Raw genomic sequence first — 17,140 nt, 5'->3', positions numbered from 1 at the left:
TCCTCCTGGGGAGTGATGTCAAAAGCAGAGTGACAAGCTGGGGCATTCCTTTGTCTTTAGGCTTTGAGTCCCCGGAAAGCGTCACTGCTGTTTTACTAGGTTAGCATCCCCAGGGGGGGCATTAGGTTAAACGGCTGTTACCACGCGATCGCGCCCCTGTTTTTTGGCGCGATACAAAGCGGCATCTGCCGCCTGAATAATTTCCTCTCCGGTGTTACCGCAATCTGGGAAAACTGCTACCCCTAGCGAGAGTGTAATCGCACCCAACAACTGACCGTGATGTTGTACGGAAAGGTGCTTAACTGCTAGCCGCAGTTGTTCGGCTCGCTTTCTGGTATCTTCTAAAGAAGTTTCCGGCAAAATCACGGTCAACTCCTCGCCTCCGTAACGACACGCAATATCGGAAGCGCGAATCTGTTTTTGCAACAATAAACCCAATTCCCGCAGTACCGCATCGCCGGCATCATGACCGAAGGTGTCGTTAAATTGCTTAAAGTGGTCAACGTCGAGCATGATAATTCCTAGAGATTGCTGCTTGCGTTTGGCTCGATGTATTTCTCTCTCTAGAGATTCTTCCAGGTAACGCCGATTGAAAAGACCCGTCAGGACGTCGCGAATACTCTGGTGTTGTAGAGTTTCGCGCAATTTTAAATTCGCCAATGCCATCGCGATATGTTCCGATACTGTACGCGCTAATATCTGTTTGGCTTGTGTGAGCTGTCCTTCCGCTTGCGTACTCAAATGCAGCATACCGATCGCTTCTCCCTGCGCCATCATAGGGACACACAGGGATTCAGCGGGGTGGGAGTGAATATGTTTGCACAGCAAACCGCTGTGGGCGTCTGTAACCGAATGTTCTCTACCGCGCCGCAAAGCCCAGCATTCATTGGGTGCGAACATTTGCTGGCTAACAAGCGATGTGCCCCAGCTAGCAACCATCTCGACGAGTTTTCTGGAAGGACTGGTGATAAAGATGCCACCGGCCATATTAGGGAAGAGGGGTTGTACTAATTTAGCGATCGCACTGTAAGCTTCTTCTACCGTCAAGCACGCTTGCAAAACGTCGCTCAGTTCGCCTAGTTGAACAATCTCTTGATTGCGTTGTTCGAGTCGATCTACCGAAGCTTTCAGTTGTTCGTTAGCTTGGTAGAGTGCTTCTTCGATCTGCTTGCGTTGGGTGACATCTTCAAAAATATAGAGATGACCGAAGTAGCGATCCGACTCGTCGCGAATTTGGGCGGAAAAGCGACGGATAATTCGCCCATCAATAAAAGCAATTTCATCTTCAACAACAGCTCGGTTTTCCTCGCTCTGAAGTGGTTTGCAGAACTCCGTAAATGCCTGCACATCCAACAGCACAGGCAGGCAATGGGCAATAATATCGTTGCTTTTAAGTTCGCCTCGCTGCATTTGTTCTTCTAGGTGTTCGATGCCCCAAATTTCGCAAAAGCGATGATTGAAATAAAGAATAGCACCGTTGCGATTATCTACAACGTAAAACGCCAACGGTGAAGCCGCAGTCATCGATCGCAGCAAAGCTGCTTTCCAGCGCAGTTCCTCTTCTGCCCGTTTGCGCTCTGTAATATCAGTATGAGAACCTGTCATGCGGATAGGGTTTCCCTCTCGATCCCAAAGTGCTTGACCGCGATCCAAAATCCATTTGTACGTTCCGTCTTTGCACAAAACGCGATGTTCGGAAATATAAAAAGGTGTTTTTTTGGCAAAATGGTCTTTAATTGCTGCTGTCGCCGAGTCAATATCTTCTGGATAAACTCGTTTTTCCCATTCATCTAAATGGTTGGCAATTTCCCAATCCTCATAACCCAACATTGACTTCCAACGTGTGGAGAAAAAAACTTCATTTGTTTTAACATTCCAGTCCCAAATGCCATCATTGTTGCCGCGCAAAGCTAGCTGCCAACGTTCTTCGCTTTCGCGCAGATCTGCTTCTGCTTGCTTGCGCGAGGTAATATCCATCGCTACACCGATCGTCCGGATGGGTTTGCCGTTTTCATCATAGTAAACTTGGCCTTTGTTGCCGATCCAATACACTATCCCATCCGGAGAAATGACTCGAAATTCCAGCGCGTATTCTACCCCTTTCCCAAGCGCTCTAGCGATAGTTTGCAAAACATATTTGCGGTCTTCAGGATGAACGGCATCGAGAAAGGCTTCCTGAGTGAGACGATCGCTTCCTGGGGGGAGACCGAACATCTGCCTCAGTTGCTCGGAATACATCACTTCGTTAGTTAATATGTTCCAATCCCACGTACCCATACGGGCAGCTTCTAAGGCTAGTCTGAGTCGCGCTTCGCTCTGAAGGAGTGCTTCTTCTACCTGCCTGCGCTGGGTGATATCTCTAATCGCCGAACACATTACTTTGCGACTCTTCCAAATAAATGTTCCCGCACAAAGTTCAACCGGAAATACGGTGCCATCTTTTTTCTTATGCCATCGAATAAAAATATGAGCGCTGCCTGTAATGCTTGCTTTGTTGATGGCAGAATAAGTGTTTTCTACTTCCGCGCTTACATCCGCAGGTGTCAGTTTTAGGGCTTCTTCTTTGCTATATCCGTACATTTGTAAAAAAGAATTATTTACATCTAAAAAAAGACCTGTTTCTATATCAAAAAGAATAATGGCATCTAACTCATTTGAGAACAGGAGCCGATATTTTTCTTCGCTTTCTTGCAGATCTGCCTCTGCTTGCTTGCGCTCGGTGATGTCGGCAATCATTCCCAATGTGCCCATGTATTGCCCGTCTCGATCGCAGATGGGAGTGGCAGATACCATTGTCCACAGGTCAGAACCATCTTTGCGGCGGAATTTAAAATCGTATTGTTCTTGAATACATTGACGACGATGTTCCATTTTGGCAGCAGCGCTGGCTTGATTTTCTTCATCTGTAAAGGCAAATAGCGGCATACCCAACATTTCTTGAAGGTTATAACCCAACATTTCTGCCATTTTTTTGTTAGCAAAGATTGTTTGGTTTTGGCTGTCGAGAACCCAGATCCCTTCGTTAGCTGTCTCGATGATGCGACGATAGCGTTCTTCGCTTGCTCGCAGTGCTGTTTCTGCGTGCTTTTGTGCGGTGATGTCTACCATCACTCCCTGTATTTTTACTGGTCGATCGCTCTCCGTAATTACCGTAACAATATTCCTCAACCACACTACCCGCCCATCGGCTGCGATCGTGCGATATTCCAAATCGTATTCTTTTTTGCTTTGAATGTTTTGATGGCAAAAGTTAAGTACCTGTTCTCGGTCATCTGGATGGATATGGTTTTTCCAGAAATTTGCCTCCTCAAACCAAGTTTTAACCGGATAGCCCAGCAATCGCTCGGCTTTTTGGCTGACAAAGGTAAATTGTTTAGTCTGTGCATCGGCTTCCCAGACAATTCCATCAATCCAGTTGACAAGTGATTGGTATTTGTGCTTAGATTTCGATAATTCATCTAAAACTTGCTTGCGATCGCCGATTTCTTTTTGCAGTTCTTGGTTGATTGCTTCGAGTTCCTTGACGCGCCGCCAGCCGAGTTGAGCGATGCAAAATCCGATCGCCAAAAGAATTAGAGTTAGTATTTCTGCGCTTAAAATAAATTGCTCTTTTTGTAGCTTCAGACCTGACGAGAAAAGAAGTGTACCGATTAAGAAGCCAACGACGATCGCGAGCCGCAGATGCCACATCCCATAGGAGAAGTTCCTCATGGTGAATACCCCGATATTTCCAGACTGCTAGATGATTTTCTTGGTTTCATAAAAATTTTGTGTAGAGTTTATTTTTTTACTAGGCATCACAAGAGGAGCAAATATTGGTAAGGTCTTAATATCAGGATGCCCTAAATAATCCTCTGACAGGGGTTAGTTTACATAGTTTTGATAATATAAAAAATTGTATATATAAATAGATGATTAGAGAAAAAAGCACTATAATGCACAAGCTAAAATCAAAGGTAATTAGTGGCGCAGAAAAAATTTTGTAAACCGCTGACTGTGGCGTTAAGCTGATGAGCGTGATTATTTGCCCTGGAATTCACGAGCCGGATCTGACGAAAAGTTTTGCAGACGGATTGCTATGGCGATCGTCGGGTAATTTATCAAACGGCAGAGCAACCGAAAATATACTGATTTTTCCGATTCAAGAATACCCAGCATACTCAGCCTTTCACATCCTGCAATTTTTGGGCAACAGCGGTATCTATCCTCTTGATGGAAACTCATCGCCCGTACCGCTAGTATTCATTAGTTTCAGTGCTGGTGTTGTTGGTGCGATTGGAGCGGCTTGGATGTGGCAGGCGTTAACAGGTAATGTGAAAGCGTTTATCGCTTTAGATGGCTGGGGTGTACCTTTGGGGGGTAACTTTCCCATTCACCGACTTAGCCACGATTATTTTACACATTGGAGTTCTGCTGTACTGGGAACTGGGGAAGATAATTTCTATGCTGACCCAGAAGTGAGGCATTTGGAACTTTGGCGATCGCCTCAGACAACGATCGGTTGGTGGATACACTCCGAATGCGGGAAATCCGAACAACGAAAAAGTCTCAGTGCAGCCCAATTTTTGACTATGCTGTTAGAGCGGTATGGGGAAATAGGGGCTAGGTATTAGGGGCTAGGGACTAGGGAAGAGGGAAAAGGGAAAAGGGAAAAGGGATTAGGGATTAGGGGCTAGGGACTAGGGATTAGGGAAGAGGGATTAGGGAAGAGGGATTAGGGAAGAGGGATTAGGGAAGAGGGATTAGGGAAGAGGGATTAGGGAAGAGGGAAAATATTAATTCTTCCGCTCAAGAGCTCCCCCACTCCCCCACTCCCCCACTCCCCCACTTCCCCCTCCTAGCTCTCAGCGAGAAAAGCAGGTAACTTGGTGTTAGTCAATAGCAGTTATTAACGTTGTTATGTTTCCAACTGACCCTTCCACTGCTTCTAGTAACGGGTTTGGGAATCTACTAAAAAAAAGACCTTTTATGGCGCTGTGGATTGGGCAGATTGTGTCCCAAGTGGCGGATAAGGTTTTCTTTATTTTGCTAATTTCCCTGGTGGCAGAGTATCAAGAACAAGCACAGCAGGGCTTTGGCAATTCTATGCGATCGGCGGCGATGGTGGCGTTCACCCTGCCGGCGATTTTGTTTGGATCGGGAGCAGGGATATTTGTAGACAGGTTCTCCAAGAAGCAAACGATGATCGCCAGCAATGTAATTAGGGAGCTGTTGATTATAGTGCTGGCGTTGCTACCAAAACAGCCAGAACAGTTTTTGATCTTGTTGTTGCTAACGTTTGCGATTTCGACTGTAACGCAATTTTTTGCTCCCGCCGAGCAGGCGGCTATCCCGCTGGTGGTGCGTCACGAAGAATTGATGTCGGCGAATGCTTTATTTGCAGCATCAACGATGGGCGCTCTGATTGTGGGTATGATTATTGGCAGCCCAATGCTCAATTTGGCACACAAGTGGGGGGGAGATTACGGTCGAGAGATTTTCGTTGGTGGATTGTACCTGCTGTCAGCAGTAATAATTCAATTCATGCGATCGAAAGAAAAAAGGATTGCGGATAAGCAGGTTGCTGCCCATCCCCTAACCGATTTAAAGGCAGGCTTGCGCTATTTGAAGCACAACCGCCTGGTAAGTAACGCTATGGTGCAGTTGACGATTCTATACTCAGTGTTTGCAGCGCTAACGGTGTTGGCGATCGAACTGGCACCCCAAATCGGTCTGAATAACGAAAATGGTGAATTTAGCTTCTTGTTGGGGGCAGCTGGGATAGGAATGGTCTTCGGTGCGGGCATTTTAGGGTATTGGGGCGATCGCCTGCATAGCAAACCCTTACCGTTGGTTGGTTTTTTTATTATGAGCTTTGTTTTGGCCATGTTTACCTTAACGACCAAAATCTGGCTGGGTTTGGGCTTGAGTGTATTCTTAGGTGTGGGAGCGGCTTTGATCGGCGTGCCAATGCAGACGGTGATTCAACAGCAAACGCCAGAATATATGCGCGGTACTGTGTTTGGCTTTGAAAACAATGCGGTTAACATCGCTCTGAGTTTGCCTCTCGCCATTACAGGGCCACTAACCGACGCCCTTAACAATCTCTTGGGAGCCGACGAAGGAGGTGCTAACCTGGGTTTGCGGGTAGTTCTCTTGGGGATGAGTTTACTTGTATGCGTGGCTGGGGTTTGGGCTTGGCGGAATACCCGCCATGTCTTGCAAGATGTGATTTAGAAATATTACGAAGCCGCATAGCAGGAATTTTCTCTCCCGAAATAGGTATCACAATTGAATTGGCTGGTATGGCGGTCTCAAAATTTTGCCGCCGCTCCAACCCCGATCGATTGCGATCCGAAATACTAAAGTATTATTAGATACAATTTTCCGATCTAATTGACTTACCCAATTTGGAGGTGCCCTCTCCGTGTCTTCCCAAACCGTGTCTCAAAGAGAATCCTGTGGTGGCGAAGAAAGTACATCGATCGAGACTGTTAGGCGTGCAACCGGTGGCTTCGCCCTAATTGACAGTCTCAAGCGCCACGGCGTCAAGCATATTTTTGGCTACCCAGGGGGTGCAATTCTCCCAATTTACGATGAGCTGTACCGCGCCGAAGCTGCGGGTGGCATAAAGCATATCCTGGTCAGACACGAGCAAGGCGCTGCCCATGCGGCGGATGGCTATGCGCGTGCTACGGGTCAGGTGGGAGTTTGCTTCGGTACTTCTGGCCCTGGAGCGACTAACCTGGTAACGGGTATTGCCACGGCGCACATGGATTCGATTCCAATGGTAATTATCACCGGGCAGGTGGGTCGAGCGGCGATCGGCACCGATGCTTTTCAGGAAACGGATATCTACGGCATTACTCTGCCGATCGTGAAGCATTCCTATGTGGTGCGCGACCCCAGAGACATGGCGCGGATAGTGGCGGAGGCGTTCCACATCGCCAGTACAGGACGTCCGGGGCCGGTTTTGATCGATGTTCCCAAGGATGTGGGATTGGAAGAGTTTGACTACGTGCCAGTCGATCCGGGTTCGGTGAAGATCCCTGGATACCGTCCGACGGTGAAGGGCAATCCCCGCCAAATTAACCAAGCGGTAAGTTTGATTCGGGAAGCGCGGCAACCTCTGCTGTATGTGGGAGGTGGGGCGATCGCATCGGGTGCCCATACAGAAATTATGGAATTGGCTGAGCGGTTCCAAATTCCGGTGACCACAACATTGATGGGTAAGGGTGCTTTTGACGAAAATCACCCGCTGGGTTTGGGAATGTTGGGGATGCACGGGACGGCTTATGCTAACTTTGCCGTGAGCGAGTGCGATTTGCTGATTGCTGTGGGGGCTCGCTTTGACGATCGGGTGGCCAGCAAGTTGGATGAGTTTGCTTCTCGCGCCAAAGTAATTCATATCGATATTGACCCCGCTGAAGTTGGCAAAAACCGGGTTCCAGACGTTCCCATCGTGGGCGACGTGCGGCAGGTGCTAATGGATGTGCTGCGTCGATGTCACGAAACTGGTGCTTCTGGAAACGCCACTCAAACTAGGGAGTGGTTGCAAAGGATCGATCGCTGGCGTGAAGATTATCCTTTGATTGTGCCGGAATATCCGGATGTGATTTCGCCCCAAGAAGTAATTGCCGAGTTGGGACGTCAAGCACCTCATGCTTACTACACTACCGATGTCGGTCAGCACCAAATGTGGGCCGCGCAATTCCTCAAAACAGGCCCGCGTCGCTGGATTTCCAGTGCTGGGTTGGGCACGATGGGTTACGGTGTGCCAGCGGCAATGGGTGTGAAGATGGCACTGCCTAATGAAGAGGCGATCTGCGTTGCCGGTGATGCCAGCGTGCAGATGAATATTCAGGAACTCGGAACTTTAGCACAGTATGGTATAAATGTCAAGATTGCGATCGTAAATAACGGTTGGCAGGGAATGGTGCGCCAGTGGCAGCAAGCATTCTATCAGGAGCGCTACTCGTCCTCTAATATGGAAGTTGGAATGCCGGATTTTGTGAAGCTGGCAGATGCCTATGGAATTAAGGGGATAGTTGTATCGCGTCGAGCAGAACTTAAGGATGCGATCGCCGAAATGCTAGCACACAATGGCCCCGTCTTGCTCGATGTCCGCGTTAAGAGGGATGAAAACTGCTATCCGATGGTGGCACCCGGTAAGAGCAATTCTCAAATGATTGGTTTGCCAGAACGCAAGAAGTTGGAGAAAGCCGTCGAGTTAATTTATTGCACTAATTGCGGTGCTAAAAATGTCGCTAGTAACAATTTTTGTCCTGAATGCGGCACGAAACTATAGTCTTGAAAAGGTATTCAGCTATTAGTTTTTAGTTTGAAGAGGCGCGAATAATCGCGTCTTTTTTTGTTTTAACATCCTGTGCTAGGCAAGCAGCTGGTATTATTCTCCCCAGCAGCATCAATACCCACGACTTGCACCCATCCTCTACGCACGGCATGAATAAGTCGTTTCGCGGAACGATAATCTTCTTCGTTAATTGAAACTTCTGCGAGTGTGGCTATTAGTTTATAATACTCGCTCGCAGTCATTTTTCCAGATTTACTAGCTTTAACAAATAGTTCGGAGATGCTATGGGTAACTAAATAAAGCTGGACTTGCATCATAAATTTATTCCCTGACTATCTAGGAAGTTTTGGGCTCTAAAGTTCAGTAGGTTCAGTTATTTTTAGTGTAGTGATTAAATGTGAAAAACTCGTGAAAACAAAAATTCTTTTTGCTCAACGGGCGAAGGGCGGTAAGGGAGAAACTTGCGAACTTCTGGAGGGAGATTGCTTACCGACATCTAGCAAAAAGCGATTACCGATCTCCAGCTTTCAATTATTGCACAAATCCTTTATTAAAGCGCTTATTGAAGCAAAGAGAACAATAGCTAGAAGGAGTTATAGTTATAACTGGGTTTGGGCTAGATCGATAATTTTCCAGCAGTTCGGTTGCATCTTGAGGCGATAGCGGCTTGCTAAACAAATAACCCTGCATATATTCGCATTCAAGACTTCGCAAGAAATCCCTTTGCTCTTCTGTTTCCACCCCTTCCGCCACCATTGTAAGATTCAATACTTTTCCCAAAGCAGCGATCGCCGCAATAATAGCCCCATCGTTGGGATCGGTCGCCAGCTCGCGCACAAAAGACTGGTCAATTTTTAGTTTATCAAGCGGAAACTTTTTCAAATAACTGAGTGAAGAATATCCAGTGCCAAAATCGTCCATAGAAATAGACACACCCATGTTGTGCAATTCTTGCAAAATTGACCTACTAAAATCTACATTTTGCATAGCAACGCTTTCAGTAATTTCCAACTCTAAAAAATGATTCTCCAGACCTGTTTCCTGCAAAGCACGCGCCACCATTTCCACTAAATTAGGTTGCTGAAACTGGCGGGCAGAAAGGTTAACCGCTACGCATAGCGGTGGCAAACCTGCATCCTGCCAAGCCTTAATTTGAGTGCAGGCAGTCCGCAGTACCCATTCGCCTATCGGTATGATGAGACCGTTTTCTTCAGCCAAAGGAATAAATTTTGCTGGAGAAACTAACCCGAACTCAGGATGCTGCCAACGCAGCAAAGCTTCCATTTGAGCGATCTTACCTGTGTTGGTATTAATCTGAGGTTGGTAGTAAACAACAAATTCTCCTCGTTCTAGAGCTTGGTGCAGCTCGTTTTCTAACATCAACAGTTCCGAAGCGTGAGAATTCATAGCCGCAGTATAAAACTGGTAATTATTGCGACCTTGTTCTTTCGCTCTATGTAAGGCGGCATCGGCATTTCTTAAAAGTGTTTCCCCATCTTCCCCATCATGGGGATACAAAGAAATACCAATGCTGCTGCTGATATGAAGTTGATGTCCTTCGATATTAAAAGGCTGCTTAAGAGTATCTAGAATTACCTGGGCGATTCTAGCAGCATCTTCTGCACAAGAAATTTGAGGTAGCAGCAGAGTAAATTCATCCCCTCCCCAGCGAGCAACTGTGTCGTGCTGCCATAGCGAACTTGTTAGGCGTTCCGCAACCATTTGCAACAACTGATCGCCGCAGGCGTGACTTAAGGTATCGTTGATTGTTTTAAAACGATCCAAATCTAGAAACATCACAGCGATCGTTCCTTGGTTGCTTTTTGCATTTACTAATGCCCCAGACAACCGCTCGTTGAACAGTATTCGGTTAGGCAAATCTGTTAAAAGATCGTGCAGAGCCTGATAGCGAATAGTTTCCTCTGCCATCCGCCTTTCTGTGATATCCCTAAAGCTCCAAACTCGACCAACAATTTCTTTTCCCAGACGCTGAGGCTGTGAATAGCGTTCAAAAATTCTGCCATCTTTAAATTCTAAAACATCGCAAGATTCTGCCTCCGGTTGGGCGTACATTTCGCCCACTTTAGCAAGAAAACTTTCCGGGTTCTTTAGCTGATAGACGACAAAAGATAGGGCTTCTTTGTCATCTTTTAAGGCTATAATATCAGCAGGAATACGCCACATCTGGACGAATTTTTGATTATAAGTTGCTATTTTTCTATTTTTATTAACCACAAGAATGCCGTCAACAGTTGATTCAAGGGCTGCTCGTTGAAGAGAAAGCGATTCTTTAAGTTCTTCTTCTGCCCGCTTAAGTTCTGCAATTTTGTTCTGCAATTCTTGAAAGGCTATGCGTAATTCATCTGTGCCCTCTTGGACTGGGTTTTCTAATTTATTTTTCAGATGTTTGAGAGTTAGCAATTTAGCTTGCGCTTTGGTATTGACGTTGCGTAAACAATCGCATATTTGCTGACGATAGTCTATAGATTTTTCGGGTTTGATTTTCATATTTTGTTGTGGCTTTTTTAAAGTGTAAATATATTTTTTGCCTGGATCTATCGCAGCAAAATTTATTTTTTTCAGGTTTTTGTATGAACAAAAATATCCTAATAATTTACTTAATAATTTTATCCAAAACCATATTATATTTATAAACGTTAGTAACATCATTTTAATCAAAAAAAGTTCTCTCCACTCCCTAATTAAATCAAAGTATAAATCCTTGCTAATATTTTTTTTTGTAAATTTCATTTTCTGAACTCCTCTTAAATTTACAATTTATTGAATTATGACCGCTTACTTTTGATGCACTGCACAGTCCTTGTTTGCGTTACCTTAAGTTTTAAACCTTAACGGTCGGCAGTTAAGTCCGAAGTACACATATGGGAAGGTAAGAGTATAAACAAGTATATTTTGAGATATAGGATAAAGCGCTGCTAAACGTAGCATAGGTTAGTCGTGATATCAGTCACTTTATTTTGTGTTTTAAAACACACCATAATCAGTCACGATATGCTAAAGGGAGCTTTATAGCCTGTTTTCTGCACTACTAAAAGTGGGAAGTTTTATGAAAAAATATATTTATTATACAGCTAGCCTTACTAAATTATAGTAAGTAAAACAATATTTTTTATGTAATATAAACCTGGCATTGGGTAGGTTTTCACTATACCCAATGGCCGATGTTGTTGGAGTACCTAACTGATTGTGAATGAGTTGAGCGGCAAAGAAGTTTACCGCTCTGGGCAGACCGGAACCTCAATCCAGAACTCCGAGCCTTTTCCGAGTTCTGACTCACACCAGAGGGCTCCTCTGTGTTTTTCCACGACAATCTGATAGCTAATGGACAAGCCAAGCCCTGTACCCCGTCCGACAGGCTTAGTGGTGAAGAAGGCGTCAAACAGTCGCGCTCTGACTGGCGGACTTATTCCCGGCCCGTTATCGGCAATCCTCACTGTAACATAACCGGGCTGTAACATTTGCGTACAGATGCGAATGGTAGGGTTGAAACCTTCTAATGTCGGAACTTTAGCATTTTCTAACTCTTCTAGCGCATCGATCGCATTACTCAAAAGGTTCATAAACACTTGATTGAGCTGTCCGGCATAGCACTCTACTAGGGGCAAGTTGCCATACTCTTTGATAACTTCGATTTGAGGACGACTCGCGTTAGCTTTCAGACGATTTTGCAAGATCAACAGCGTATTGTCAATACCCTCGTGAATATCCACCGGTTTCATTTCGGCTTGGTCAATGCGGGAGAAATTCCGCAAGCTGAGGACAATTTGACGAATGCGATCGGCACCCACTTCCATCGAGGATAGAATTTTGGGTAAGTCTTCAATAATAAATTCCAAATCGACATCTTGGGCGCACTCTTGGATCTCAGAGGCAGGTTCGGGATAGTGTTGTTGATAAAGATTTACTAACCTGAGCAGGTCTTGGCTGTACTTGTTTGCGTAAGTTAGATTACCGTAGATAAAATTGACTGGATTGTTGATTTCGTGTGCCACACCAGCCACCAGCTGGCCGAGACTCGACATTTTTTCAGTCTGAATTAATTGCGCTTGCGTCTGTTGGAGGTCGTATATGGCTTGTTCCAATGCTTCTGCTTTCGTTTGAGCCGATGTGGCACTTTTTTGAGCTTGTTCGTACAGTTCCGCTTGCTGAATGGCGATCGCTACCTGAGTGGCCAGCTGTTGTAACAACTCTACTTCGCACTCTTGCCAAACTCTCGGCTTTTGACATTCGTGGACGATCAGCAAGCCCCAGACAGAACTAGGGGTAGGGAGAGGGAAATTAGCGGAATTTGGCTCGCTTTCTCCTCCTTTATCATTTGCAGTTTCTACTAATTCTGCCGTTCTAGGTATAGGTACAACCAAACTAGCTCGTACTTGTAATTGCCGCAGTGAGTTGATGTAACTGTCATCTAAGTCGCCATTAAATACATCATTAATAGCCTCTACTCGTTCTCCTTGGTATGGATAAACGCACTTACTCGGCAAACAGCTATTTTGAGTCATTTGTCCCAGAATAGAGATGCTGTTGCCTTTTGTTTGTTCTACAACCACCTCACCTTGGCAGTCTTCCGTAAATTGATAAATCGCTACCCGATCTGTATTTAATAAGCTTTGTACCTCCTGCACAGATGTCTGTAAGATCGTTTTTAAATTAAGAGTGCGGCGAATTTGATCGCTGATTAAACGTAGAAAAGACTCTCGCTCCATTGAGGCGCGAGTTTGGGCATAAAGACAAGCTTGTTGGATCGAGATAGCCAGTTGGTTGGCAACTGCTTCGGCTAATTCCCGATCGCTTTTAGACCAATACCGATTGTACGAACATTGGTTTAGATAAAGAATGGCGTGCAGTACGTTATTCGCCTGTACTGGCACAACTAGAGAAGATTTAATACTAGCTTTTTGGTATTCTTCATTTTGCGTTCCGATGCGCGGATCTTGAGTAATATCGTTAATAACAACTGTTTGAAGATACTGAATTACCCAGTGCGTAATCGGCCCTTGAGTATCAAAATCATCTATGGAAGCACAAAAAGGTTCTCGATAAACCTCGTAAAGATGCTGGCGTCGGTAGGCAGCTCGATGGGCTGTTTCCCAAAAACTTTCCGATTTCGTTTGGGAAAATTGGCAAATGGAAATTTGGCATTCTCCTTTACTTCCTCGCTCTGGTTCGCGACAATCTTCTACTAAGTGAACCAGACATCGGTCTACTTCCAAGGCGTCCAACAACTGGCCGATCGCAGAAGTTAAAATTGTCTCCAAATCGAACGTTTGGCGAGTTTGGCTGGTAATTTGGTTAATCAGTTTTTCTCGCTGCGCTTGTTTTTGACTTTGCTCGTAAACTTGAGTCTGACGAATGGCGATTTCCAACTGCTGGGCGAGCAACTGCACGATTTCTATTTCAGCTGATGACCAATGACGAGGGCGATCGCGCAAACAGGCAATCAATCCAATTCTGCTTTCCTGCCCAGATGTTCCATCCCTGCTATCCTTACAGACAGGCACCAACAGGGTGGCGAAGTCTTTCTGCATCTGTAAGCTAGGGGAAACCCCTGCCCTATTCAGCTTCAATTTGGGTTTTGCAAATCCTCCCATTTGCAATCGCGAAAACAATCTAATAATACCGCCGTAGGCTGATGGTGCTGGATACGAGCCGCAGTTGACTACCAATTGGCCTTGGGTGAGCGTACTTGCTGCCGAGCCAAAAATTTCTAACCAATCATACCCCCACTGTATAGATTGTATAGATTTTTGATGACTGCGAACTTCCTCGTAGACTACTTGAACCCTTTGCGTTTCGGGAAAGTACCACAAAAAACTACAACAATCTAAATGTAACAGGTTGGCTACCTCTTCCACTGCCGTCTGAAGTAGAAACGACCCATGTATCGCTCCTACTTTTATTTCCAGAGAGTTCCAGATGCGCTCAATAACTTTTCGCATCAATGCGCTCCGTTTGTGGGGATCTTGAATCCAAGCAATTTCACATCGATCTGCATAAGGGAGCACAGGGGATAGCCGAGGTAAAAGGGATATAGAGCCTAGCATAGTTATACCTGAAGAACATTTGATTCTTGTGTCCAGATTGCTTAAACTCTTCTGCATTGGTAAGCCTTTTCTAGTATTAGTTGCGTATAAGTTTTAAGCTTTTTTATGCAAATGCTTAATTTTTGCTAAAAATTGTTAAGTCAGTAATTCTTAACCATTTAAAATTTGACTTATAATCAACTTTTTGTTTTAAACTAAAGCCAAATTTTTCTGATAAATTTGCTTTAATTTGGGTTGAAATTTATATAATATTTTGGATTGGGCGAGCAAAATGAATCAAAATTTACAAAATTGCAAATTGGTCTGACTCGATTGATAAGCACAAATACCCTGAAAAAGCCTTTCCCAGTACCTCCAAGCTCAGTACAGCTATGGTGGCGGTCTTAGTTTAGAAAGTTAACAAAAGACACGATCGGGGATTATATCAAATCCGGGTTATTTACCCCCTTTATATTTTTCCTCTTCTCGCCCCTGCGCCCCTGCGCCCCTGCGCTTCATTATAACGGGGGTCGTTAACCCGGATTTAGTATTAGCCGTTACCAGTCCGAGCAGACAAGGAGTAAAGCTAACCGCAAATGCCGCTCTTGCCCGGAGGATTCCAGGTTTTTGCTTGGTTTGAGCTGGCTGTACTCTCCTTATTTGCGCTATCTTCGGCAGCGCCTTGCAATGTAGGAGCTGTGGGAGATGGTACAGGCACGAAACTTTTATTCCCAAAATTGGCAGATCTTTGCTTGTGAGTAATAGGAATTTCAATGCAGAACTCAGTTCCCTGTCCGGGTTCTGAGACGCACCGGAGTGACCCTCTATGTTTTTCTACGACAATCTGATGGCTGATCGACAACCCCAACCCAGTTCCTTTACCTACCGGCTTGGTAGTGAAAAAGGGGTCAAATAGTTGCGCTTTTACTTCCTCTGTCACACCTGGCCCATTATCGGCAATCCGCACAGTCACATAATCGGGATGTAGGACTTCTGTACGAATGCGAATCTGAGGTAATGTGTAATGGGTATATCTCCCTCTCTGACCTTCTCCCCATTTCCCACTTTCTTCTAAGGCATCAATGGCATTGCTCAGAAGGTTCATGAATACTTGATTAATTTGACCTGGGTGGCATTGCACCAAAGGCAAATCGCTGTACTCTTTGGTTACTTCGATCTGAGGCCGATCGCTTTTGCCTTTGAGACGACTTTGCAAGATCAACAGCGTACTATCGAGGCCCTCGTGAAGCTCTACCAGCTTCATTTCCTTTTCATCCATTCGAGAGAAAGTTCGCAGCGATGCCACAATCTGACGGATGCGATCGGCACCTACTTTCATCGAAGATATAACTTGCGGCAAATCTTCGATGAGAAAATTGAGGTCAATATCTGCAATTTTGGCTTGAATCACACAGCTGGAATTGGGATATTCTTCTTGGTAAAGATGCAACAAAGTGAGTAAGTCTTTTACATAGTTGCTAGTGTAAGTCAAGTTTCCGTAAATAAAGTTAACCGGATTATTGATTTCATGGGCAAGACTGGCAACCAATTGACCGAGACTGGAAATTCTTTCGGTATGAATTAGCTTAGTCCGCTCGTGTTGTAAATCGCGCAGTGCTTTTTCCAATTCTTGCGCTTGCGCTTGGGCGACAGCTGTGGCAGCGCAGCTGTGCTGATAAAGTTCGATCTGATTGATATCAAGCGCCAACTGCTCGGCTTCGCTTTCTTTTTGATACTGACTGACAACGGCATCTAAAGCATCTAGCAGTTCGTCGGATGTAACGTTAAGGATGTAGCGCAAATGAGGATTATCCTGAGTCAGTTGACTTTGTTCCGCTTGCAGTAAGGCTCTAACTTCCAGGATGAATTTACGAACTTGTCGATCTAAGTTCAGAGGTGGTTCAAAGTACATTGCTTTTACTACCGATGAGGGTTTTCCTGGTAGTTTCAAGTCAGAATCGCCCTCGATCAATCCTTTGTGGGACTTTTCCATTAAATCGATCGCATCTCGCAATACAGAACGCAACCTTTCGCGTTCAACCCGATCTTGCGTACAAACCAATCTGAGCGAAAACAGCGCTGTTCTTTGCGACAGCATTCGCTGGCGACCGCTCACATTGACAACTGCGGCACTAATGGCTCTGGCTGTGGCAATTCGATCGACCTCTAAGTCTGTGGTGAAATCAAGCATGGGTAATAGCCCCAAATGAAGGAAATTCTAGATTTTGGCATTTGTAGAAGCTTGACCCATAAAGTTTTTTACTGAGTTCTGGAAGCGATAAATACAAAAAAGCCTTTATCTTTGCGACACTCGCTTCCACAAATTCTCAAAATTATTAAAGTTTTTTATTGAGTGATGACTGTGGTCGCAAAGGCAAGGTTCCATGCAGCAACTCAAAAAAATATCCGCTAAAAAGCAAAAGAGTTTAGTGTACTTCTATACAAAGGTAGTAATTTATTATACCAAAGACAAGCCGCAGGCAACTTCTCTTTTCGCTGCGGCTTTTTGTTAAGTATTTTGTAGGGACACGGAGAAAGGGATAGAAAAAGTCAAAAGTCAAAATTAAGAATCTATTGGTTCTTATTTAGCCACTTTTGCCTTTTATCGCTTCCATCCCCCTCTTATATCTCCCATACTCCCTCTTGCTCTTATTTTTGACTTTTGACCGAAAATAATGGGATACAAGCCCCGTCCTTCTAGGACGGCTTTTTATTTGGTTCTGGTAGTCTAGCAATCATACTCCTAATCAACTCTGATTGGGTCATGCCACGTCTTGCAGCTTCCTCAACAAGCTGCTGTTTC

General features: G+C 45.0%; 8 protein-coding genes. 3 read left to right on the top strand and 5 right to left on the bottom strand.

Annotated features, from left to right (window positions below; genetic code table 11):
- Window positions 1-126: 126 nt before the first annotated feature.
- Complete coding sequence (locus tag ACE1CD_RS21000) at window positions 127-3,711, bottom strand: PAS domain S-box protein (protein ID WP_374826144.1); 3,585 nt, start codon at window positions 3,709-3,711, stop codon at window positions 127-129.
- Window positions 3,712-4,010: 299 nt separating this feature from the next.
- Between ACE1CD_RS21000 and ACE1CD_RS20995 the strand changes: the two genes are divergently transcribed.
- The 3 genes from ACE1CD_RS20995 (at window position 4,011) to ilvB (ending at window position 8,287) form a co-directional block, all read left to right on the top strand.
- The gene (locus ACE1CD_RS20995; protein WP_374799570.1) at window positions 4,011-4,613 is read left to right on the top strand and encodes a hypothetical protein; all 603 of its coding nucleotides are present in this window, start codon (window positions 4,011-4,013) and stop codon (window positions 4,611-4,613) included.
- Between the two features lie 355 nt (window positions 4,614-4,968).
- Window positions 4,969-6,216, top strand: coding sequence for an MFS transporter (locus ACE1CD_RS20990; protein ID WP_374826143.1), 1,248 nt, complete (start codon window positions 4,969-4,971; stop codon window positions 6,214-6,216).
- Between the two features lie 247 nt (window positions 6,217-6,463).
- Entirely contained in the window at window positions 6,464-8,287 is a 1,824-nt protein-coding gene (ilvB, locus tag ACE1CD_RS20985) for a biosynthetic-type acetolactate synthase large subunit (RefSeq protein WP_374799696.1), read from the top strand.
- Between the two features lie 68 nt (window positions 8,288-8,355).
- Here the strand turns inward: ilvB and ACE1CD_RS20980 are convergent, their stop codons facing one another.
- From ACE1CD_RS20980 to ACE1CD_RS20965, 4 genes are all read right to left on the bottom strand, one after another.
- Window positions 8,356-8,610, bottom strand: coding sequence for a hypothetical protein (locus ACE1CD_RS20980; RefSeq protein ID WP_374799566.1), 255 nt, complete (start codon window positions 8,608-8,610; stop codon window positions 8,356-8,358).
- Window positions 8,611-8,824: 214 nt separating this feature from the next.
- The gene (locus ACE1CD_RS20975; protein WP_374826142.1) at window positions 8,825-10,801 is read right to left on the bottom strand and encodes a putative bifunctional diguanylate cyclase/phosphodiesterase; all 1,977 of its coding nucleotides are present in this window, start codon (window positions 10,799-10,801) and stop codon (window positions 8,825-8,827) included.
- 725 nt (window positions 10,802-11,526) lie between these two features.
- Window positions 11,527-14,253, bottom strand: coding sequence for a GAF domain-containing protein (locus ACE1CD_RS20970; RefSeq protein WP_374826141.1), 2,727 nt, complete (start codon window positions 14,251-14,253; stop codon window positions 11,527-11,529).
- 670 nt (window positions 14,254-14,923) lie between these two features.
- Window positions 14,924-16,528 carry an ATP-binding protein gene (locus ACE1CD_RS20965; protein ID WP_374826140.1) on the bottom strand — a complete coding sequence of 535 codons (1,605 nt, stop codon included), beginning with the start codon at window positions 16,526-16,528 and terminating at the stop codon, window positions 14,924-14,926.
- Window positions 16,529-17,140 lie beyond the last annotated feature (612 nt).

Origin of the sequence: Aerosakkonema sp. BLCC-F183 (genome assembly GCF_041929145.1) — a bacterium.
GTDB lineage: Bacteria > Cyanobacteriota > Cyanobacteriia > Cyanobacteriales > Aerosakkonemataceae > Aerosakkonema.
Note: the sequence above shows the minus strand (reverse complement) of the source record. Positions and strands in the feature narration are given on the sequence as shown.